General features: G+C 71.9%; 10 protein-coding genes. 9 read left to right on the top strand and 1 reads right to left on the bottom strand.

The features are described from left to right. The first annotated feature begins 709 nt into the window (after positions 1–709). The 5 genes from ACIPYS_RS37800 to ACIPYS_RS37780 all read left to right on the top strand — a co-directional run bounded on the left by ACIPYS_RS37800 (position 710) and on the right by ACIPYS_RS37780 (position 12,307). Entirely contained in the window at positions 710–4,003 is a 3,294-nt protein-coding gene (locus ACIPYS_RS37800) for a sigma-70 family RNA polymerase sigma factor (RefSeq protein ID WP_400754873.1), read from the top strand. Between the two features lie 62 nt (positions 4,004–4,065). Beyond that, positions 4,066–7,197, top strand: coding sequence for a helicase-related protein (locus ACIPYS_RS37795; protein WP_400754870.1), 3,132 nt, complete (start codon positions 4,066–4,068; stop codon positions 7,195–7,197). Next, positions 7,194–9,059 carry a DrmB family protein gene (gene drmB / locus ACIPYS_RS37790; RefSeq protein ID WP_400754867.1) on the top strand — a complete coding sequence of 622 codons (1,866 nt, stop codon included), beginning with the start codon at positions 7,194–7,196 and terminating at the stop codon, positions 9,057–9,059. The genes ACIPYS_RS37795 and drmB overlap by 4 nt, the downstream gene beginning before the upstream one ends. After that, positions 9,056–10,165: a DNA helicase gene (locus ACIPYS_RS37785; RefSeq protein ID WP_400754864.1), complete on the top strand. Its 1,110-nt coding sequence runs from the start codon at positions 9,056–9,058 to the stop codon at positions 10,163–10,165. The genes drmB and ACIPYS_RS37785 overlap by 4 nt, the downstream gene beginning before the upstream one ends. Before the next feature lie 144 nt (positions 10,166–10,309). Next, positions 10,310–12,307 carry an N-6 DNA methylase gene (locus tag ACIPYS_RS37780; RefSeq protein ID WP_400754861.1) on the top strand — a complete coding sequence of 666 codons (1,998 nt, stop codon included), beginning with the start codon at positions 10,310–10,312 and terminating at the stop codon, positions 12,305–12,307. A gap of 2 nt (positions 12,308–12,309) precedes the next feature. Here ACIPYS_RS37780 and ACIPYS_RS37775 read toward each other — a convergent pair whose 3' ends face one another. Further along, complete coding sequence (locus ACIPYS_RS37775) at positions 12,310–13,809, bottom strand: serine/threonine-protein kinase (protein WP_400754858.1); 1,500 nt, start codon at positions 13,807–13,809, stop codon at positions 12,310–12,312. A gap of 548 nt (positions 13,810–14,357) precedes the next feature. Between ACIPYS_RS37775 and ACIPYS_RS37770 the strand changes: the two genes are divergently transcribed. From ACIPYS_RS37770 to ACIPYS_RS37755, 4 genes are read left to right on the top strand one after another with little or no spacing between them, the layout of a single operon-like run. Then, positions 14,358–15,593 (top strand): PD-(D/E)XK nuclease family protein, encoded by a 1,236-nt coding sequence (locus ACIPYS_RS37770; RefSeq protein WP_400754855.1) that lies wholly within the window; start codon positions 14,358–14,360, stop codon positions 15,591–15,593. A 3-nt stretch (positions 15,594–15,596) separates the two neighbouring features. After that, positions 15,597–16,751, top strand: coding sequence for a hypothetical protein (locus tag ACIPYS_RS37765; RefSeq protein ID WP_400754852.1), 1,155 nt, complete (start codon positions 15,597–15,599; stop codon positions 16,749–16,751). After that, positions 16,744–20,346 (top strand): hypothetical protein, encoded by a 3,603-nt coding sequence (locus ACIPYS_RS37760; RefSeq protein ID WP_400754849.1) that lies wholly within the window; start codon positions 16,744–16,746, stop codon positions 20,344–20,346. The genes ACIPYS_RS37765 and ACIPYS_RS37760 overlap by 8 nt, the downstream gene beginning before the upstream one ends. Before the next feature lie 35 nt (positions 20,347–20,381). Then, positions 20,382–23,378 carry a pPIWI_RE module domain-containing protein gene (locus ACIPYS_RS37755; protein ID WP_400754847.1) on the top strand — a complete coding sequence of 999 codons (2,997 nt, stop codon included), beginning with the start codon at positions 20,382–20,384 and terminating at the stop codon, positions 23,376–23,378. Positions 23,379–23,406: the final 28 nt, after the last annotated feature.

The raw sequence follows: 23,406 nt of genomic DNA, 5'->3' as shown, positions 1-23,406 counted from the left end.
GTTGACTTTTGGCACGCTGTTGAGTTCTCAAGGAACGGACACTTCCTTCAGGCGGCTTTCACACCGGCCCTCCGGGCGCTTCGTTCTTTCGTGTTCCCAGCTTATCAGACGTTTTCCGCTCCGTTTTCCGGAGTTTCATTCGTTCCGACTTGCCGGTGTCTTCCGCGGCTTGGCGCCCCGTCCGACGTTCCAAACTGTAGCCGACCCCCGCTCCGAAAAGCGAATCCGGCCGCAATCCCCATAAATGGACACGCCAAAGAAACCCGAAGCCGGGCCGATGGTATTTCCAGAGAATTGGCCGCCCCGGGACCGTCCGCGCTGCTGCGTGTCCGGTGCTCCCTGTCGAGCGACTAGAAAACACTACCCCTCCCCCGCCCGCAGGGCAACTTCTGCCCGGTCGTGACCTCTTGCACCGCCCACGCGACGAAGGCCCCTGTCCGGGATCGTCGGCCGCCAGGCCAGGGCCGTATACGGACGACCCTTCTCCCTGACAAGGCCATGTCCGTTGACACCAATAACGGACCGTCACTAGGGTCGCCGTGCGCGGTAACCATGAGCGTCCCTCGCCGAGCCGTCGCATGCCTCGAGCCCCGCTGCCACGAAGGTGCGTGACATGAACCGCCCCGCAACCGGGCCAGGTGGTGGTCCTGACCTCCGGGCAGCACTCGCTCAGCTCTACGGCCACCTGCGGCGCTCCGCGGTAAGGGGAGTGGTCGCGCACGAGGTCTATCGACAAGCGGCCGACGCCCTCGGGTTGAGTGAAGAGGAACGTACACGGCTGGCCCGAGAACTCTCCCGCATGAATCTGCGTGTCGACGGACCGGTTCCTCCGACCCGTACGCCCCGTTCGGAACGTGCCGACCCCGTGAAGCTCTCCCCGGCCGGCAACGGGGCCGTACCGTCCCCCCGTCTCGACCTCACTCGTCTGCTTCTGCGCCGATTCGCGGATCCGGACGGCGGCGTACGCCCCGATGTACTCGAAGGGGTCAGCCGCCTCGCCGGGCTCTCACCGCGCGAGGCCGAGCTGCTGCGGGCCGGCGCCAGGATCGTTCACGGCTCCAGCGGGCACGTGGAGGACCGCGAAGCGCCGAGCACTGAGCCGGGTGCGGAGGGACCGGATACCGACGACCTCGCCGCTGGGGATCCCGGAATACCGTTCCGGCAGAGCGACACCGACGCTGCCGTGGCCGCCGCCCGCGCCGTCATGGCCGAGGACCGTCTCCTGGCCCGCCCCGCGAAGCGAATACTGACCGCCCAGCAAGAGGTCGGTCTCGCCGTCCTGCTGCGTGGAGGCGCCTCACGGATAGGAGACGAGCCGACCGACCAGGAACTGGCCGAGCTCCCGGCCGCCCATGAACGTCGCCGGGCCCGGGACTGCCTGGTCCTGCACAACCAGGGTCTGGTCCACGCCTTGTCCCCCAGGTTTCTGGACCAAGGGCTGGAGTACGAGGACATCGCCCAGCACGGCAAGCTCGGGCTCATTCGCGCGGCGCGCAAGTTCGACGCCCGGATGGGGCACAAGTTCTCCACGTACGCCACGTGGTGGATCCGGCAGTCGATCCACCGGGCCATCGCCGACGAGGGAAGCCTGATCCGCATCCCTGTCCATATGCACGAGCTCGCCCAGAAGGTGGCGCGCGCCGAGCGCGAGATGTTGGCCCGCGGCCACTCGCCCCGCGCGGCGGATGTGGCGGTGGCCTGCGACCTCACGGTCGCGAAGGTGGAACAGATCCGACGCCTCACCCGCCGCACGGACTCGTTGGACCGGGTGATCGGCGACGGAGTCCACCTCGGTGACCTCCTGGACTCGCGACACGCGATCCCGTCGCCCGAACAGTCCGTGCTCGACGCACAGAGCGAGGCTGAGATGCTTGCGGCCATCGCCCTGCTTCCGGACCGGTACACATGGATCGTGACCCGTCGGTACGGTCTGGACGGGTCAGACCCCGCGACGCTGGACGCCGTGGGCAAGGACCTCAACGTCACGCGCGAGCGGGTCCGCCAGTTGGAGGCCAAGGTCGTCCCGCTACTGAGACTGGCCTTCGCGGACGCGGCAGGCTCGCCGTCCACCGCTCTGCGGCTGATGCTCTCGGACCCCTGGTTGAAGGCGAAGGGCAATGCCGTCCATGCCATCACCAAGGATTTCGGAGAGCGGGAGTGGGCCGAGGGCGTGAGCGCCCTTCGGGCATTCCGCCAACGAGAGACCCCTCGCACGGAGCGGGGCAACCCTCATCCCGGCGAGACGGAAGGCCGCTTCGCGGTGGGGAAATGGGTCGCGGAACAGGTGAAGGCAGGGGGGACCGGTGGAAGGGCGTTGCCGACCCATCGCCGGCTCGTGCTCGAATCGCTCGGAGTGACGTGGCAGGAGCGGCCCGCGACGGCGCGGCCGCAGGCCGTACGCCGAACCGTCCGACGCGTTCCCTCCGTACCGAACGTGCCACCGTCGGCGGTGATGGCCACGACGGCACACGTCCCCGACCCGAAGGCCTTCGGTCCCGACCCGGTGGCGGCGCCCGAATCAGAAACGCCCGAAACAGAAACGCCCGTCCAGCTCTCGCTCACCGACCTCACCGGAACGCCCGTGCCAGCTGTGTCCGCCATGCCACCGATATCCACAGCGGACGCCGAGAACTCAGGCGTCACGGCACCGAGCGAACCGAACGGGCCGAACGGGCCGAACGAACAGGTCAGGGGCGTACCGGAACATCGGTACACGGACCTGTGGGAAGAAGTCACCCGCCTGCCCATCCCCTTCGAGCGAAACGTGCGGTGGCTCGCCGAGTACGCAGTCATGGCGCTCGGGCCCCAACTGTTGGAGACGCTCCTGGGTGCCGAGGAGGCTGCGGCCGCTGTGGCCGCAGCCCGTGGGCGGCACCTGCCGGACCGTCCGGTGGTCCGGGCACTGGACACACTGGCGACGGTGGTGGACCAGCTCCGATCCTCCGGGCGCCGGCCGGAGGATTTCTTCGAGGCACCGTGCTCGGCACTGCTGGACACCTCGCCCCGGGAGTACCTGGCCGCCCGGCCATTGGTGAGACCGGAGTCCCGCTTGGCGTTGGGGGACGCGCTGAAGGCGTTCCGGACCAGCACCGCGAGTGCCGGGACGTCGTCGGCCCCGGCTCGGGTGGTCACCCACGCATCGGCGCTGTCGCTCGCGGTCCCGGTAGTGGTGCCCACCGAGCCCACTGTCGGCCGACTCCCCGAGTCCCTCGACCACGACGGAGACCTGCTCGCTGCCCTCCGTCGCGCGCACCAGGAGGAGCTGACCGCCCTCCGCCGGGAGCTCACCCAACAGCTCGCCGAGGTTCGGGCGGCGCATGACGAAAGCGCACGTGCTGCCGAGCTCAGCGCCGTCCAGTACGCCGAGGTCACGGAGCATGCGGCGCGGATCGAGCGGGCCCTGTCGGAGGCCTCGGCGAACCTGGCTCTGGCAGAGCGGGCGCGCTCCGACGCCGAAGCCGCCCGCGCCGCGGCAGAAGAGGCGTACACCGCGGCGGAGCGCATGCGCATGGCCGCGGAGGCGGCCCACGCCGAGGCCGAGTACGGCCTCGGCCAGGCCGAACGGGCCCGCGCCGCGACCGCCGACCGCGCGGTGCAAGCCATCCAGGAGCTGTCGGCACGGCTCACCGATGCCCGGCAGGCGCAGGAGGACACCGCAGCCGCCCTGGCCCTGAGCGAGCAGGATCACGCGGAGACCCGGGCTGCTCTCGGCCAGGCCGAACGGGCCCGCGCCGCGACCGCCGACCGCGCGGTCCAGGCCGTCCAGCAGGCGACCGCCCGGGTCGCGCAGGTCGAATCGGACGCGGCCACGCGGATCGCAGAGCTGGAACGGCAACTCCGAGCGAGCCACTCGACCCCGCCCGCCCCGCCCGCCCCAGCACCGCGGCCTCCGCATCCGAGCGCTCCGCCGACCGCGACTCCGCAGTCGGCAGCCGCCCCGCCCCCGCCGTCGTACCAGCCGTCCGCCGCACCCGACCCCCGCCGTTGGTGGAGCCGGCACTGACCGTCCGGCGCCCCCGGAGCACGAACACCGTCCACCACCCAAGCGCGAGAACGGGCCTCATCGTGGAACCCCGAGACGAACTGGTCAGCTACCTCCGCCGGCAGCTCGTGGGCCCCACCCACGGACCGGAGGAGATCCTCGACGCGCCGCCGGACCGGCAGTACCTCATGGGCACCCTCTACCCGCAGGACTCCGAGCTCCAGCGGCAGCTGGAGCTGGCCGCCGACGAGACCGACGGCCCCGGCACGGAGTCCGACGCCGCGGACACGAGCCCGTCCTTCGACCCCGTCCCCGAGTCCAACGCCTGGCTGCCCTCCTCGCTGGGCTTCACCTTCTTCACCGATGCCGTCACCGTCCGGGTCAGCTGTGAAGCCGCGCGCTACCGCACTCTCCGCGGGGACCGGGGTCGCCGGTGGCAACGGGAGCCCCTTCCGGAGGAGACCCATGACCTGGCCTCGGACCGGGACCGCGTGACCGTGCTGGACGGGCGGGCCGAGATCCGGATCCGTCGGCGGTCCTTCGGTTCCGGCCAGTTGGTCACCGTGGCCCTGGTCAACACAGCTCGGACCGAGCCCGCGCCGGGGCACCCCCCGCGGTGGGACCACATGCTGTTCCAGGTCGGGCTCTCGGCACGGCCACTGGACGGCTCGGTCCTCCAGTACCCGAGCATCCGGCTCGCCAGCCGTGACCCGGAGGAGCAGGAGCTGCGGCTGCTGTACCGCCATGTGCGCACCCACGCGGTCGGCCACGGCTGCGCGGTGAAGGAGGAGACGGACGGGACTCCGACCGATGGCACCGGGCCCGTCGTGGTCCTGCGCGCCGCCGTGCTCCCGGAGGCGGACGTACCGGCCACCAGGGCCGCCGGGCCCCCCGGAGCGACGGTCCTGAGCCTCCATCGTCTGGCGGACCCCGGTCTGCCCGTGTCCCGGCTGCGCGCGGAGCTGGACGCCTTCACAGCCGGCTACCGTTCCTGGTACGAGGAACAGTGCCGCGCCGAGGTCCCGGTGTGGGGACGGGCGGCCGCCCGCCGCGTGCTGGACCGGATCGGAGCGGCGGTCCGCCGGATCGAGTCTGGCGTCGACAGCCTGTGCGACCCCGACCGCCCGGAGCTGTTGCAGGCCTTCCGGACAGCGAACCGGGCGATGGCCCTTCAGATGCGCCACTCCGCCCCTGATCTGGCCGGCGAGCGGCGGGCCCGGCGGGACCCGGTCCCGGCGGAGCCCGAGCCGGACCGGACGGCGTCCTGGCGCCCGTTCCAGTTGGCGTTCTTCCTGCTCGCCCTGGACGGCGTCGCCGACCGGCAGCACCCGGACCGGCAGGTCACCGACCTGATCTGGTTCCCCACCGGAGGCGGCAAGACGGAGGCGTACCTGCTGCTGGCGGCGTTCGCCATGCTGCTTCGCCGCCGTGAGCCGAACGGCGGCGGCACGGCCGTGCTGAGCCGCTACACGTTGAGCCTCCTGACCACCCAGCAGTTCCAGCGCACGGCCACCACGGTGTGCGCGTTGGAGGCGCTGCGCGCCGCCGATCCGCAGACCCTGGGCGAGGAGCCCTTCACGGTCGGCCTCTGGGTCGGCGAGGGCACCTCCCCGAACTCGTACGACGCCGCACGACGGCTGTTCGAGGACGTCAGGGCGGCAGCCCGACCGGAGGACGTGTTCATCCTGGACCGGTGCCCGTGGTGCGGCACCCGCCTGGTGCCCACCCACAAATCGCCGGACATCGGCGACTACGGCGTGCGCGCGGGCGCCGACTCGTTCGCGTTCTTCTGCCCGCGCGACACCTGCCGCTTCCACGGCGAACTGCCGGTGGCCGTGGTCGACCAGCAGCTGTACGACCACCCGCCGACCTTCCTCCTCGGCACCGTCGACAAATTCGCCAGGCTGGCGTGGGAGTCGGATGCCGGACGCCTGTTCGGGTCCGGGACGGGCTGCCGGCCGCCGTCGCTCGTCATCCAGGACGAGCTGCACCTGCTCACCGGGCCGCTCGGAACCACGGTCGGTCTGTTCGAGTCGGCGGTCCTCGGACTGTGCACAGACGCCGACGGGACCGGGCCGAAGGTGGTGGCGTCCACGGCTACGATCCGGCGGGCCGGCGAGCAGGTCCGCGCTCTCTACGGCAGCGAGGTACAGCTGTTCCCCGCCTCCGGACTGGACGCCCGGCACTCCTACTTCGCCGAACCCGACCTGGCCCGGCCGGGCCGCCGCTATCTCGGAGTCATGGCCCAGGGCCACACCGCGGGGCGTGCGGTGGTGGCGGCGGCCGCGGCCATGCTCCAGGGCGCGTGGGAGCTACCCGAGGAGCACCGCGACGACTACTGGACCCTCGTTGCCTACCACCACAGCCTGCGCGAGCTGGGCCGCACCGTCACCGCGGCCGCCGACGACATCCCCGCGGAGCTCGGCAGCCTGAGCGTCCGGAACGGCTCCCGTCCGCTGCCGGACCACCAGGTCCAGGAACTGACCAGCAATCTTCGCCGGACGGAGCAGCCGGTGCTGCTCGACCGGCTGGAGCGGCCCTGGCAGGACCCGGAGTCGGTGTCCTTCCTCCCCTGCACCAACATGCTGTCGGTGGGGGTGGACGTGAAGCGGCTCGCCCTGATGCTGATGCAGGGACAGCCCAAGACCACCGCCGAGTACATCCAGGCAACCAGCCGGGTCGGTCGCCACAGTGTCCCCGGCCTGGTCGTCACCTTCCTGAACGCCACCCGGCCGCGCGACCGCTCGCACTACGAGAGCTTCGGGGTCTACCACCGCTCCCTGTACCGCCACGTCGAGCCGACCAGCGTCACGCCGTGGTCGGTGCCGTCACGCCGCCGGGTCCTGCATGCTGCCCTGGTCATTCTCGTGCGCCACCAGCTCGGTCTGGCCGCCGAGAGCACGGCCGGAGACCTCCCGGAGCGGCTCGCGGAGGCGCGCACGCTCGCCGACCGGCTCGCGGCCCGCGCCGCCGCGAGCGATCCACGAGCGGCCGAGGACGTCCGGCGGGAACTCGACGGCCTCCTCACCGAGTGGGAGCGGGCCGCTCTCGACGCCCGCGCCGGGGGCAAGCGGCTGTACTACAGCAGCCAGGGCAAAGGACAGGCGAACCTTTTGAAGGGGTTCGAGCAGTCCGGGGGCCTGTGGGAGACCCCGAACTCCATGCGCAACGTCGACCGCGAGTGCCAGGTGACGGTGAAGGGAACCGACCAGTGAGCCGGAAACTGAGGGTCCGCCAGTCCCAGACCGTGCTGCCCTTCGGGGTGGGTGCGGTGCTGGACATCCAGGGCGAGTCGTTCGTCGCCGCGGGCATCGGTGACTGGCCGCGGCTCCGCCAGCCGGTGGAGTCACCGCGGCTGGCGGCACGGCTCGGGGTGAGCGGGTTCTACGCGGCCCCGGCCGCGCTCGGCGAGCGCTACGACCGCCCGGACGCACCCGGCGCACCGTACATCCGCTTCCCCACCTGGCTGTTCTGCGGCTCCTGCCGCCGCCTGGTCCGCTGGCGCATCGCCGACGAGAAGCCGGGAACCGAGCCGCGCTGCCGCTTCTGCTCACCGACCCGCCGACTGGCGCCGATGCGGTTCGTCCAGATCTGCGCGGCGGGCCATCTCGGCGACGTCGACTGGTGGTTCTGGGCGCACTCCCGTCTCGATCCGGCCGAACGCCGTGCCTGCCCCGGCCGGGAACAGCTGCGGTTCCGCTACTCCGAGCGCGCCGCGGGCCTGGAGGCACTGTCCGTCGAATGCGCCGCACCGACCTGCCGGGCCCAGCGCAACCTTCTCGACGTGCTCGGGACCCACGGCGTGCGCTGCTCGGGGCGCAATCCCTGGCAACGCGCCAACGAGGCCGTGACCTGTGTGAAGCCGGTCCAGATCGTCCAGCGCACCGCGGGCAACCTGTACTACCCGGTGGTCCACTCCGCTCTCGACATCCCCGAAGCCGAGCCGGCCGCCGGGGACGGGTCCCCGGCGGAGCGGGCACTGGCCGAGCAGGTCCGGGCGCACGACATGTGGGTGCCGCTCTGCAAGGCCGGGGACGGTCCGCGGGCGGCGGCCTTCCGCGAGATGATCGAGGAGGACACCGGGGCCACCGATGTCCTCCTGGACGCCCTGCTCGCGGAGGAGCGCGGTGCGCCGTCACCGGTCCCGCCGGCCGGTGCCGCCGCGGCGGCGGCGCGCCCCGACCTCAGCCGCGAGGAGTGGACCGCCTTCACCTCACCGGCGCCGCCCGCGACCCGGGGGTTCGCCGTCCGCGAGGGCTCACTCGGCCTGGCCGGAGAGACCGAGCAACCGTGGGCGGACCTCGCCGAACGGATCGGCCGGGTCGTTCTCGCCGACCGGTTGCGCGAGGTCCGCGCACTGTCCGGGTTCAGTCGGCTCACTCCGGACGCGGCCGTCGTGCCGGCCGACACCGGCTACCGGCTCAAGTGGCTGCCGGCCGTGGAGGTGTTCGGCGAGGGAATCCTCCTCACCCTGGACCAGGAGCGGCTCAGCTCCTGGGAGGCCGACGAGGCCGTCCGCCGACGGGTCTCCGCCATCCGGGCGGACCTGGAGGGCTCGCTCCAGCAGGACCGGCTCGAACGTCTGACCGGCCCGCGGCTCGCCCCCCGCTTCGTGCTCCTGCACACCCTCGCGCATCTGCTGATCCGCCAGCTCTCGTTCGAGTCCGGGTACACCACGGCGAGCCTGCGCGAGCGTGTGTACGCCCGACCCGCGCAGGACCAGTACGGTCTGCTCGTCTACACCGCGGCCGGCGACGCGGACGGCACCTTGGGCGGGCTGGTCCAGCAGGGCGAGGCCCCGCACCTGGCCGAGACCGTCCTGCGGATGATCGAGGCAGCGGCCTGGTGCTCCGCCGACCCCCTGTGCGCCGAGCACACCGGCCAGGGCTTCGGCAACCTCAACCGGGCTGCCTGCCACGCCTGTGCGCTGCTTCCGGAGACCAGCTGCGAGACCGGCAACACACTGCTCGACCGCGCCCTGGTGATCGGCGGCGACCACGTCCCCGGCTTCTTCGAGTCCACCGTCACCGCGGCCCGTACCGCGGCGGCCGCCGAGCTGGAGCAGCCGGCTCCGTGACGATCAGCTACCTCGACCTGACTCCGGCGCAACGCGAGTCGCTCGACATCCTGCCCTTCGACGGCAACCACCTGGTCAGCGGACCTCCCGGTAGTGGGAAGAGCCTGCTGGCCGCGCAACGGGCCGTCATGCTCTCGCTGACCGGGACCCCGACCGTCCTGCTCACCCGTTCGAACCTGCTCCGTCAGGAGCTGCTGGCAGTGGTCGCCCGGCTCGGGGGCACAGCCGGTGGCGGGCGGACGCCGCGGGGCGGGGTCCAGGTAGCGACCGCGCACGCCTGGCTCTCCGGCTGGTACGGCCGGGACGCGCCGCAGACGGACGACGGCTGGTTCGACTGGCCCGCGTTCTACACCCGTGCGGCCACCGTCGACTCGGCTCCGGTCCCCGCCGTGGTCGTGGACGAGGGCCAGGATCTGCCACCCGCGTTCTACCGCCTGTGCCGCGTTCTGGGCGCCCGCACCACCGTCTACGCCGACGAGTGCCAACGTCTCACCGACACCCATTCCACGCTCGCCGACATCACCAGGGCGCTCGGCTGTGCCGCCGCCCACGAGGTCCGCGGCAATCATCGGAACACCCGGCAGATCGCCGAACTCGCGGCCGAATTCCACATCGGTGCCGCTCCGCCCGAGCTGCCGTCCCGGGAGGGCTCCGTCCCCCGGTTGCACCGGTTCGCCGGCGCGGGCGCCCTGGTCGAGCTGGTGGTCTCGCTCGCCGAACGGCAACCCGCGCGCAGCATCGGCGTCGTCCTCGGCTCCACCCGCGCCCAGCTCGACCTGCTGACCCGCCTGGAGCGCCGCGCTCCCCGGCTGCGACCGCAGCTCTACACGTCCCAGGCCACCAGCGGCCGCTACCGGACCCTGGACCTGACCCGCCCCGGGGTGGTCATCGCGCACCGGGCCAGTGCCAAGGGCCTCGGGTTCGACACCGTCGTGGTCCCCGACCTTCACGTGGACGCGGACAAGGACCCGACTTCGGCGGCGGTCCGGATGATGTACTACGTGCTCACCACCCGAGCCCGGCACGAGCTGCACCTCGGGTGCGAAGGCCACCAGGAAGGGCCGTTGGTCTCGGCGGTCCGGCCTGCCCTGCTGCTGCGCGGGTGAACGGACGGCAGCCTTCAAGGGGCAATGCAAGCCGTAAACTCAGTCAACGGACACCTGGATGACCAAGGGGTGCTGCGATAGCGTGAGGATCGCCCTCGATGTCGACCTGCTCGATCCCGCCGCCCGCGTTCATCGGAGTTCCTGATGCCCCTCCCCGCCGAACAGGCCGTCTCGGTGACCCTGGCAGAGATCGCCCGGATCGCGGGCGTCGGGCGCGCCGCCGTGAGCAACTGGCGGCGTCGGTACCCGAACTTCCCGAGTCCGGTCGGCGGGAGCGACGCGAGCCCCCAGTTCCTGCTGGCCGAGGTGGAGAGATGGCTGGACCAGGAGAAGAAGGGCAAGACAGCCGCGGGCCGGCTCGAGAGGCTCTGGCCGCAGGTCGAAGCGCTGGGTGACCGGAACTCGATGGGGACCCTGGTGGCCGTGGTGGGTGCGGAGCTGAGCCCCTCCGGTGATCCCGGTGCGCTGCCCGTTCGGCTACCGACCAGCCCCGCGCAGCAATCCCTGATCGATCGGGCCGTACGGCTCGCAGAGCACGAAGGGCCGGCCAAGACCTTCGGGTTCCTGCTCCAACGCTGGCTCGGTACCCATGTGCGCCAGATCATCACTACGCCGGAGCCACTCGCCGAGCTCATGGTCGGCATCGCCGGGTCGTCCCGGGCCCGGTCTGTACGGATGGTGCTCGACCCCGCCTGCGGCACCGGATCCCTGTTGTTCGCGGCGGCCCGGCACTGGTCCGGGTCCGAGCAGCCCACCCTGGTGGGACAGGATGTCGACCCGACGCTCGCATCGGTCGCCGCCGCGCGCCTGCTGATGGCAGGCGCAAAGGGAGGCACCACGGTCGCGGACACCCTCCGCGCCGACGCCCTCGGGGGTATCGAGGCGGACATCGTGCTCTGCAATCCGCCGTCGAACGAACGCGACTGGGGACACGACGAGGTCGCAACGGACACCCGGTGGCTGTTCGGACAGCCACCGCGCACTGAACCCGAACTGGCGTGGGTGCAACATGCGGTCGCCTCGCTGGCGCCGGGCGGAACCGCGGTGATGGTGTTGCCTCCGGCGGTGGCGTCCCGGCGGGCGGGCCGACGGATCCGGAGCGCACTGCTGCGTGCGGGGGCGCTGCGCACGGTGATCGCACTGCCACCGGGTGCCGCCCCGCCGCACGGAGTCGGCCTGCACATCTGGGTATTGGGGCGACCGTCGGACGATCCTGCGAATGCCGTCGTGCGACTGGTGGACACGGTCGGACGCAGCGGCGCACCGACACCGAATCAGTCGGTGATCGACTGGCCACAGCTCCGCGACACCGTTCTGGACGCGCTCCGGAGCGACGAATCCTCGGCCGCGGTGTCCGTCCCGGTGATCGAGCTCCTCGACGACCAGGTCGACCTGACTCCGGCCCGCTACGTCCCCGCACCGGATTCGGCGGCCGCCGCCGACCTGCGTCCTTCCTGGACCCAGTTCGACCTGCGCCTGAACGAGGCCCGTGACCTCGGTCGGATACTGTCCGAACTGGTCCCCATGACGGACGAGGGCATCGTCGCCAGCACCACCGTCGGTGAGCTGGAGCTCGCCGGCGCGCTCGAGCTCCACACCGGGCAGGCACTTCCCGAGCCACGATTGCGCCGAGGTGAGCGGCCGGCCGACGGGGTTCGCACCCTGGCGGTCCCGGATCTCGTGAATCCTGACGGCCCGCACCACTGGCTGCCCACCGCCGAGGCGAACGAGGGCGAGCGTGCGGGCAGTATGACGGTGTCGCGTTCCCAGGACATCGTGGTGGTGGGCGCTCTCCGGGCTTTCGACGCCTGGGTGGATCTCGCGGCACCCACCGTGCTCGGGCCTCAGCTCCATCTGATCCGGGTCGACCCGACGGTCCTCGATCCGTGGTTCCTGGCCGGCTGCCTGCGTTCGCCGGCCAACGCAAGGCAGGCGGGCACGCATGCCTCTACCTCGTCGCGGGTGGACGTGCGCCGGCTCCAGGTGCCCCGGCTACCGCTGGACGACCAGCGCGCCTACGGTGAGGTCCACCGGCGGCTCTCCGCGTTCGACGACGCCGTGCGCGAGCTGCGCGAGGTCGCCGGAGGCATCGGCCGGACGCTGGGCGAGCTGCTTGCGACCGGCCGACTGCCCCGGGGCTGAGGTCACCCGGGGGGCAGCAGCTCCAAGAATGCCCGAACCTCCTCCGGCCTGCCGACCTCCGTGAGCTCCAGGGCCACCTCGTGGCAGCGAGCCACGACCCGGACCGGCATCTCCACAAGGCCGGCGACCTCGTGGACCACATCGGCCCAGCCGTCGAAGGCGGCCCGGAGGTCCCCGGCCGGGACCATGCACTCGGCCACTCCCACTCGGGCCTCGAGGGCGAGGGCCCGCAACTCCGGCGCGCTCTTGTGCTCCAGAGCCGTCGCGACCGCGTGGTAGAGCGGACCGGCACCTTCCCAGGAGCCGTGCAGCCGCGCGGCGTCGGCGCAGAGCAGCTGGGCCTCGGCCACCGGGCGGTGGCCGAGACCCCAGGACCTGCGGGCGCCCGCCAGCTCCTCCTCCAGTCGTCCGAGCGCCGGACCGGGCCCTGGCCCGACCGCCTCGGCAGCGGCGAGTGCGAGCAGGGCGGCGAACTGTTCGCGCCCGGCACCTGCCCGAACTGCTCGGCCCGCCGCACGGCGGGGAGCCGGACGTCGCGCCGCGCCGGCTCCGGGCGACGGCGAGCGCCTTGCGCCAGGGAGCCGGTAACGCATCGTCGGGTCGGGCACGAGCTCGGGACTGGGTGCCGGCGAATCCGGGAGCGGCAGGTGGGGCCGGAGGATGTCGAGGGCTTCGGTGAGACTGTGGAACCGCCGACGCGGGTCCTTGTCCAGCAGCTGCCGGACGAGATCGTCGACCTCAGGGGGGATGCCGCCCCGGTGGTCGCTGACATGCGGCGGAAGGTCCTGCTGATGCTGGGTCGCGGAGTTGCGGTCGGGCCGGTCGACGAACGGCTGACGTCCGGTCAGAAGCTCGAAGAGCACACATCCGAAGGAGTAGTGGTCCACGGTCTTCGTGACCTTGTGCTGTCCCTGGAGCTGTTCCGGAGCCATATAGCCGACCGTTCCCGGCGTGGCACCGTATGCGGTGTATCGGGTGGCATCGGGGTCGTCCGGCAGTGCGACACCGAAGTCGATGAGCTTCACCGAACCGTCCGCGGTCAACACGACATTGTCAGGCTTCAGGTCCCGGTGGATGACCTGGCCCGCATGGGCGTGGACGAGCGCCTCCGCGATCTCGACTGCGACCGCGATCGCGGCACCGAACGGCAGCGGCCGGAAGCTGCCGAGGAAGCTGTCGAGCGGGCTGCCGTCGACCAGCTCCATGACGAGGTAGGGGTCGCCCCGGTGGAGACCCCGATCGAGCAGTCTCACGACGCCCCGGTGATCGAGGTCGGCGAGGAACTGCCCTTCCCGCGCGAACCGCAAGAGCAGCTCGTTCTCCTGACGGATGCGTTCGGCGGGGCTCAGACGACCCTGGTTGTACTGGTCCGAACGGATCTCCTTGACGGCCACCAGGTCCCCCGTCTCCGTGTCGATCGCCTTCCAGACGCAGGCCATGCCGCCCTGGCCGAGCAGTTCGACGATCCGGTACCGGCCGCGGACGACTTCGTCCTTTTCCATCCTCACCCCTGGTACGCCGTGGCATCATGCGCGACATACCCTACCGCGACAGCGCTCACGATCAGACATAACAGCATCGCTTGACTAAGTTCACAGAAGTACGCTCTCCTGGTGTCCCGGACCGAACCGCTCCGAACCCTGTGAGGGGGTCTCCTCCCGTGACCGTCTGGCAACCTCCACCCGGCACCGCCGGCAGCTCCCGGCTCATCCGCACCTCCCTCCCCCTGCTCCAGGAGGACCCCCAGGGCTGCCCGCGCGGCGCCGCACTGAGGGCCCGGCCGCTGGTCCGACAGTCCCCGGCGCGGTCGCGCCGCAAGCCGGTCCAGGACTTCGCGCTGGGGCCGATGATGTCGGCACTGGACGCAATCGAGTTCAACGGGAAGACCGTTGATGATGCACTGAGCGGGCTCGACTCCCGACGCGACTGCCACCCCGCCCATCTCGCTTGGACCGCCGAAGCCGTACGGCATTTCCTTACGGCGCGCATGGAACACCAGGCCGCGCACGCGCACGACGGGCCGGACACCCTTCCGGTCGAACATGCCTGGGTGACCGCCACAGATCTCAGTGCACCGGACACGCGCGGCGCACTCCGCTACGAGCGCACCGCCTGGGGACGCCGGTACACCTCGGCCGACGGCAGTGTCCGGGAGATCTGGCTGCTGTCCGTGAACTCAGTCAAGAGCAGGACTCTGGCAGAGATCGCCGAGGCTGCCGCCGTCGCCGCGACCGGGCTCCCGGCCGTCGCCGGCTTCGGCGAGCCGTACCGCCCGACGAGCGTGGACGCCGTCAGCCCGCAGCGGGTCCGGGTAGTGGCGGTCGGCTGCGGTGACGGCTCCCATCGACTCCTCGCCGACTGGGACACCGAAGAGACCGCCCGGCAGTACGTGCGCCACACGAAGCCCGTCCTCGCCCGGACCGTCGAGGCCGAGCGGGTCAATCCGGGCTCGGCCTGCATCGACTGCGAAGGCCTGACGAGCTGTTCGCAGCCACCCAGGATCCCCTTCCTGCTCGGCACCGGCCGACCGCTCCGCCCGCACCGGCGGCGCAGCGTCTCCGTCTCCGACCTGCGCACCCATGCCGCCTGCCCGGCCAGGTTCCATCTGACTCGTGTTCTGCATCTGAAGTCGCCCGAGCCGGAGAACGCGGCGATCCGGCGAGGACGCGCCGTGGACGCGTGGCTCAACGAGCAGCACCGGGCCCGGCGCGGCTGCCGCGCCACGGTACTCCCCGCCCTTCTTCCCCGCCTTTCCGCGGAGGAGTCCGGACCCGCCCTCCGGATGCTCTCCGAGCACGCCGCCCTCTGCCCGCTCGACGGCCTGCCGTCGAGCGAACGGGTACAGGTCCAGAAGCGTCTGACGGCGTACGACCCGGAGCTCGACGTCGTCGTCATCGCCGACCCGGACCTGCTCTACACGGACGCCGGGGGGTGGGTCTGGCGGGAGACGAAGACCGCCTCGTCCCGCCCCTGGGAGGGGCGTCCGCTGCTGGAGGCGTTCCCGCAACTCGCCCTCGCCGTCCTGCTGCTGTCGGCCGACCTCCTCGGCGGCGACCCGCACCGGTCCCGGATCGAACTCGAGCTGCTGTACGAGGACGGCTCGGCGTGCGAGGAGCTCTACCCGGACGATCAACGGACAGTCGAAGAAGCGCGACGGGTCATCGCCGCTCTGGCCGGCCCCTGGGTCTCGGACGAAGCCTTCGCCGCCACCCCCGGCCACGGATGCCACGGCTGCGAGACCCTGCGCTGGTGCCGCCCTGGCCTCGAACACACCACTGGACGCTGACCCGTGCCCGACACCTCTCCGCTCCCCCCGTACGCGGCCGCGTGGGCCGCGCACGACGGCCTCCCTCTGCTGCGTACGCTGGCCACCGCGCTCGTCGGTCTGGACGCGCTCACCGGCCTGGACGGCTTCACCCTGCCCTACCCCGACGAGGCCCAGCGGGCACTGAACCGGACCGTTCTCGCCTGCCTGCTCCAAGGCGCCGAGCCGCCCGCAGGTCTGCCCGAGCTGCTGAGCTGGTGCCGGTTCCGCCCGGTCTCCGACTGGCCGCTCGACCTGCCTGTCGATGCCGTCGACGACGCCGACCACCTCCTCGATCCCCACTCCGGCCGGCCCACGGAGCTCTGCCACGAATGGGCGGAGCGCACGGCCGACAGCGCGGTGCGCCAGCGCGACCGGGACATCATTCGTACCGCGCTGCGACTGTGCCGCGAGTGCGGCGAGGAGGACGCGTACACCGAGTTCCGGCGGCTGCTGGTCAACCGTCCGGTGCTGAGCTCGGTGGAGTTCTTCGAGGTCACCAACGACCACGTGCTCGACCCGGTCCGTGAGCTGGTCCGGCGGATCTACCTGCCGGTCCCGGCGAGCTACCTGCGGGCAGGCGCGTACACCACCTGTGCCCGCTGTCTGACGCTGCTGCTGCCACTGCAGGACGGCGCCTGGTGGTGTGAGCGCGACCAGTGCCGACGGCAGGGCTCCCCGCCCTCGGGGAGCTTGCTGCCGGTCGAGGAGGTCGGCGAACTCCTCCAGGTGGAACGTCCGCTCAGGCAGTTCGTCACCGGTCCGGGGCGTGCGGAGGCCGACCTGGAACAAGCCCTGACCGGCCTGGGGCTGCGGGTACGGATGTGGCCGGCCTTCGACGCCTACGACCTGCACATCACCTTCCCGGACGGACGGGTCTGGGCGGTGGACGTCAAGGACTGGGCGCACCCCGCGTTCCTCGGCCGGTCGGCCTGGCCGGTTGCACCGGATCCGCCCTACGACGAGGCCTTCTGGGTGGTGCCCCGGTATCGGGTTCAGGACCGGCCGGGCTACCTCGACGTGTACCGCCGGCACCGGCCTGCGGCGGCGCGAGGACTGCCCTTGCTCACTGACACGGAGCTGGTGAACCGGGCGGCCGTCCGGCTGGCGGGCGCCCCGGACGGAGGTACCCGTGCGTAACCGTGACGACTGGCATCAGGCGGTCAGCAGAGAACTGGGCCGGGTGTGGCGCGAGATCCCGTCCGAGCTGGGCGACGTGAAGCCGGCCCTGCTCTGCCAGGCGGAGCTGGCGCTGCGGGTCCTGGAGCTCATCGCACCGGACGAGCCGGCCGCAGGCGCCTACACCCTGCTCGCCGGGTATCCGTTCGCCCGGGCGGCCGGCCTTGCCGTCGTCCCTGAGCACGACGTCAGGCTGACCGCCGCGCGACACCTGCTGTGGACGCTCCGCCGCCGCCGGGTCTGGCACCAGACGCTGGAGACCTACCTCGCCCTGCCGGAGCGTGTGCGGGCCTATCGGGTTCCGCAGGCGGGTGGTCCGGCCCGTCCACTCACGCCGACCGTCGCCTCCGGGCGACTCGCCGTGTACGACACGGCGCTGGCGGCTCTGCCCGTCTTCGACCGCCGCGAGCTCAAGCTCGCCCCGGTCGGGCGAAGCACTTTCCTCGACCGCCGCCGCCCCGCCTCCGTCACCTTCCCACCGGATCTGCGGCCCGGCTCCTCTCGGGGGCACGACCTCGCGGCAGCCCGGTCCGGCAGCGGAGCGCCGATCCGGCTGTCCCGTGCCGACCTCGCCGACACGGCCCGGTGGATGGACGCCACCGAGCTCGCGGCGGACGTGGAGAAGCCGGGGCACTGGGCGCGACGGCTGGCCGAGCTCAGGCTGGCGCCACGGACGGCGGACGGCCTGGCGTTCGCCGACTCCGACGAACTGCGCCTGGACGGAATGCTGCACCTGGTGGGTATGGTCGGCGCCGGCAAGAGCACGCTCATGTCGCTGGTCGCCGTGTGGGCGGCACGCCGGGGGCTGAGGACGACGCTGGTCGTCGGCGACGTCGCCGAACAGCTGCGTCTGAGCGCGCAACTGAGGGCACTCGGGCTGTCCGCGACTCCGGTCCTCGGTCCGACCACCCGGGAGACGCACGTGCAGCGGCTCCACCGGCGACTGGCCGCCCGGGGTCTGGACAACCTGCTCGACCACGACGACTCGGCCTTCGACGACCTGAGTACGGCGTGTGTCGTCGACGCCCTGCGCGGTACCGAGGCGGCCGAACCGCTCCGCTACGCCGACGCACCCTGTGTCTCCCTCTATCCGGAGCGGCCGGAGACCCCGGACGATCAGGTCGCAGGGGAGCCGGAGCCGATCGTGCTCCCCGCCCCGTACCAGCCGCGCGGCACCACGGCGACACCGCCCACGCCCGCCGCCCGACCCACTGGGCAGCGGTCCGGCTGCCCGCTCTGGAGCGCGTGTCCTCGTCACCGGACCGCCCGCGAGCTCGTCGACTCGCTGATCTGGATCGCGAACCCGGCCAGCCTTGTGCAGTCGTCGGTGCCGAGCCACCTGAACCAGGAACGGCTGCGCCATCTCGAACTCGCGTGCCTGCGCAGCGACATCGTCATCGTGGACGAGGCCGACTCGGTACAGATGAAGTTGGACGAGATCTTCGCGCCGTCCGCGACCCTCGTCTCCCCGGGGCCGGAGTCCTGGCTGGACCAACTGCACACGCACAAGATCGAGGAGTTGTCCAAGCAGGGCCGGCTGCCCCTGACCGATCAGGAGGTCGAGCGATGGTCCGCTTCCCTGACCGTGGTCACGACGGCGACCGACCGCCTCTACAAGCGGCTGATCGACGACGCCGACGTCCGCGAGTGGGCGGACACGGAGTACTTCAGCCCCTGGACGCTCCAGGAGAAGCTGCTGGCCGACTGGTTCGAACCGGACGCTTCCGCCGGGGCCCCCGACGGCGTGGCCGACGAGAGCGAGCTCTTCGAGGCCTACGAGAACGACGATCCCGGAGCGGTGTCCGAGGCCCCTCTCGCGGACGGCCGGCGCTCGGTGCTGACTGCCGTCCTCGACCGGTTCCGCGACGACCCGCTCGGCGGTCACGGCCCGTACAACGATCCGACGGACGACCTGGTCGGACTCGCCCAGGACCTGTTGACCACCTTGTCGGCCACCGGTACCCGGAGCCGGGTAACGACCGTGCTGCGCGAACTCCTCACCGACACACCAGCGCCCGCCGGGGACTCCAGGTGGCTGGACCGCACGGCCCGTCGCCTGGAGTTCATGCTGCTGCTCTCCGCACTGAACCAGCGGCTGGAGCGGCTGACCTTCCTCTGGCCGCAGGTGGAGGCCGCACTGCACCTGGACTCCACCGGCAACGACTTCTCGCGACGACCGCCGCTGGACTACGCCCCATTGGTCCCGGAGGCTCCGATGGGCAACGTCCTCGGATTCCAGTACCTGCCGGACGAACGCGAGCAGGACGACTCCGGCCGCCACAGCGGCACGCTCCGGTTCTTCCGGTGCGCCGGCGTCGGCCGCGAACTCCTGCTCTCACTGCACGAGGTCGGCTCCGACCCGGGATCGGGCCGGCGCGGACCGCACGTCGTTCTGATGTCCGGTACGAGTTGGGCGGGAACGTCGACACGCGCGCACGTGCTGGTGCCGGTCGGAGCCGTACTCAAACCGTCCGAGCGATCGCTCGAGGCGGTGCGCCGCACGGTCTTCCGGACCCGGTTCCTCCACGACGACAGCGGCAGGCCGATCAGCTTGTCCGGCACCGACCCGAAAGCCCGCCTGACGGTCGCGCGGGCGATGGCCAACCGGCTCGGCAGCCCGGGGCGCGGCCAGTCGCCCAGCCCGCTGGAGGAGGAACTCGCCCTGGTCGAGGATCACGAACGACAGCGCGCCATCCTCCTGGTCGGCAGCTACAAGGAGGCGAACGCCGTCGCGGACGTCCTGCACGGCATCGAGCGCTGGCACGGCCGGGTCCGGGTCCTCGCCTCGGACGACGCCGATCTGGAACAGGCCGTTCGCGGCAGCGGCCCGCGGCCCGCAGTCCTGGGGCATGCCACCGCCCTGCGGCGCGGCGACCTTGCGACCTTCGCCGAGGACAGGCGCGCGGAGGTGCTCGTCGCACCGCTGATGGCTGTGGAGCGCGGGCACAACATCCTGAACGCCCAACGGAACGCCGCCTTCGGCACCGCGCTGTTCCTGGCCCGGCCGCATCCCCGCCCGGACGACCTGGCGCTGGCCATCTTCGCGATCAACGACTGGGCGGCGCGCTTCGGCCGCGACCACCCGGGCCTCGACCAGGGCACCTTCACCTCGCTGGTACGCCAGGCGGACACGCTGGACGCGGCCGGGCTGGCCTTCCGCCACACGGCCCGCCGGGAGTGGCGGCGGCTGCTCGCCCGGCGGTACATCTACTCGCGCCTGTCGGAGGCCGAGAAGCAGGCGTTCGCCTGGGACCAACTGGTGACGATCTGGCAGGTCATCGGCCGCCTGGTCCGCGGCGGCGTGCCGGCCCGGGTGGTGTTCGTCGACGCCCGGTTCGCACCCCGACTGGCCCGGGCCTTGGCCCCGGGGATCCAGGGCGCGGTCCTTCCCACCGACGACGGACTGCTCACCCGGCTCAGGACCGTGCTCGCCCCCTACTTCGTCGCCGACGCCGATCCGAGCGGCTTCCCCGATCCCGGCGACCCGGCCCTGGCCCGCCTCCTCTACGAGCCGCTGTTCGAGGCCCTGTCCCATCTCACCCACCACCGCGCCTGACCGCCCGACCACGCGAATCGGAGGCCACCGTGGCCATGAAGTACCGGACCATCCGCACCGCCGCCTGGGCACCCGTCTCCCCCGAGGCCTCCCTCACGGCGAACTACCGCGCCCTCCCGTTCCCCGAACAGTGGTACGGAGCTCTCCTCGATCTCTGCAACTCCGGGCGTCCGCCGAAGGCCGAGCCGTACCGCACCGTCCCGACGTGGCGGCTGGACCAGGTCCTCCAGGCCCTCGCCCCGGACCTGATCGTCCGTCCCCGCCCAGCCCAGCACAAGGGTGAGCCCGCCGATTTCTGGCTCTACGCCCCGGCCGGGGCGACCGATCCGCTACCGGGCCCGGCGTTCCGGGCGCTGCTGTCGGCCTGGCTGCGCGACCTGCGTCCCGAGCCCGAGCACCGGACCGGTCGGCGCGAGGTCGAGGCCCTGCTGTCCGCCGATCCGCCGCAGTGGCACCCGGTGGAGGCGGAACTGCTGCGCTGCGCGCCCACCGAGGGCGGCACGGCCGCGCCCGACGCCCGTCAGTACCAGCTGGCGACGGACCATCTGGCACATCGGATCCTCACGCTGGACCCGTACGACTTCGGCGCCGGGAAGCTGTACTTCCGCGCCGTACCCCGCGGCCCGCGCGACCAGGGCGCGGAACTGGTCTCGCAGCCGCTCCCCTGGGACGGGAAGGGCGACCGGACCTGGTGGTACTCGGTGGTACTCAACATCACCCTGCACACCGTCCCGTTCGACCCGCTGCCCCGTCTGCACCTGCACACCCACATCCGCCGGTGGGCGACGCGCACCAACGCTTCCACCGGGCAACTGCGACTGCCGTTCGGCCGCCGGACCTCCGTCCTGCTGCGTCCGCGGGTGCCGTGGCTGCCGGGGGCGCCCGCGAGCGAGCGCTTCGCGGTGGCCCGGCTGGAGTGGAACCGCGCCAAGCGCGGCATCGACTGGGTCGGCGGCGGCCCCGCCGGGATGCTTGGCGGAATCGCGCTGGCCGAACCGTTCCCGGATGCCGACGGGATCCTCGGCGCGCCGGAGGAGTGGCTCACCCCGGACATGCGCGCGGCGGTGGTGTACAGCACCGCCATGGGCTCGCACGAGGTCGGTGCGGGGCTGATGTCGGACCAGCGCTCGCGGATCGTCCGCTGGGCCGAGCAGGCGCTGCCCGAGGAACTGCGCCCCGTGCCGGAGCTGGAGCACACCCGGCGGGCCGCGACCCACCGGCCGGCGAACCCCCGGCCGAAGCCCTCCGGCGAGGTCGCCAAAGCTTCGGAAGAAGTGCGGGCGGCCACCGCCCGCCGGGTCGGGACAGCCTTCGCCCTTGCGGCGCTGAACGGCGCGGACGGTACCGAACACTCCGACGGCCCGCCGGATCGGCTGCCTGTCCTGGAGGCGCGGCTGCTGTGGCAGACCGCCGAGATGCGCGACCACGCCATCACCGCGCTGGTCGGCCACCTCGGTCTCAAGGACGACGGCACGCGGCCTACCGCCGAGGAGTACGAGGCCGCACGCCCGGGCGCCCCGGCGCTCCTGGAGTGGGACACCGCCGAGCTGACCGTCCGGCTGCGCTGCCTCAAGCTGACCGGCTCGCTCGCGAGCGACCTTCCCCTGGGCGACGCGCGCGCCACCCGGGACGTCGTCACCGCCGCCCTGAGCGCCCGTCGCACCGAGGTACGAACCTTTCTCGACGCCGACCGGGAGGACCGGCTCCCTGCCCTCGCCCTGGTCGAGATCGACCGGAGGAAGGACTTCACCACGCCCGAGCACGACCCCAAGTTCGCGCTCCGGCTGGGCTGCGCCGACGCCGGGGTACTGACCCAGTTCATCGCGGTCCCCAAGAAGGTGAAGGGCTACAACAGCGAGAAGAACGCCGACTTCCGGGCTCTCAAGGCCTGGGACGACGGGCTGCGGCAGCTCGGAGTGCGGGTCCATCCTGAACACAGCCTGGGTGAGCGCCTGCCCGAGGGCCTGCGCTACGCGGCGGTGTGGATGGTCCGCAGGAACGCCCGCAGCCGGACCCGCTGGGCCGGCCACGAGCTGGTCGCCGTCCGTGTCACCCCGACCCGCCCGGGCAGCGGGATGGCGCGGGTGGAGGGCTGGGACCGAACCGTCGACAACGGCGCGGGCGCGTGGATCCCGTACCCGGCGCTGCTGCTGCGTCTGACCCGCCTCGCCGAGGTGCCGTCCGCCCTTCCCGCACCTCGCGCCGGTACGGAGCAGCAGGCCGAACGCCCCTCCTGGTGGCAGGACATGCGGCGCCAGCGGCAGGAAACGGAGGAGCGTCTGCAGAAGGTGGTGCGATCGCTGCGCGGCACGCCGACAGTGCTGCTGGCTCACGCGCAGAACTGCCGCTCGCACTGGACGTGGTTGCAGGACGGTCAGACCGAACCGGACCGGATCCGCACCGGTCTGTCCAACCGACGGCTCGACCCGGACCTGCGTCTGGTCCGGGTCCGGACGGCCCAGGGCCGCGAGACCGCGCAGTGGTGGGGGGTGCACCCGGACGAGGTCAACGGCATCAACGGCCTGCCGGCTCATCTGTGGACCGACCCCACTGCCGAAGAGGGAAGTGCGCGGGTGTTCTGGTCGACCACGCCTAAGGCCTTCCAGTTCAGCGGATCGGCCGTGGAGGCGGACAAGCTCGCCCCGCGGCCGCTGAAGGCCGGCAAGCGCAAGGGCGAACTGACCGTCGACACCGACAAACCGGCCTGGAACCCTGCGCTGGTCGAGCTCGCCGTTCTCGGCTGCCACCTGGCCGACGGGGACGATCCGGAGGCGCTCGCCCTTGCCGTTCACCAACTGCGCCAGGCCCCGGACCTCCCGGACGCCCTGAGCCTGCCGCTGCCGCTGCACCTCGCCGGTCTCGCCCAGGAGTACGTCCTCCCGACGCTTGCCGACGACGAGGCGGCGACCGATCCGACGGCCGATGCCGATCCGGACTCGGCGGCGGCCGCCGGTCTGGCGCAGGCTCCGGAGCCGGACGACGGCGCCCCCGGGCAGCTCTCGCTGTTCGCCTCCGAGGTGGTACTCCCCTAGACACGGCAACGGGCCCCGCGATGGCGCG

Source organism: Kitasatospora sp. NPDC089913 (genome assembly GCF_044748625.1).
In the GTDB taxonomy this organism is placed as follows: Bacteria; Actinomycetota; Actinomycetes; order Streptomycetales; family Streptomycetaceae; genus Kitasatospora.
Note: the sequence above shows the minus strand (reverse complement) of the source record. Positions and strands in the feature narration are given on the sequence as shown.

Bases quoted from the DNA above. Each gene is read 5' to 3' on its own strand.
- ACIPYS_RS37755 (WP_400754847.1), top strand. From the start codon at position 20,382: ATGAAGTACCGGACCATCCGCACCGCCGCCTGGGCACCCGTCTCCCCC.
- ACIPYS_RS37780 (WP_400754861.1), top strand. From the start codon at position 10,310: ATGCCCCTCCCCGCCGAACAGGCCGTCTCGGTGACCCTGGCAGAGATC.
- ACIPYS_RS37775 (WP_400754858.1), bottom strand. From the start codon at position 13,809: ATGGAAAAGGACGAAGTCGTCCGCGGCCGGTACCGGATCGTCGAACTG.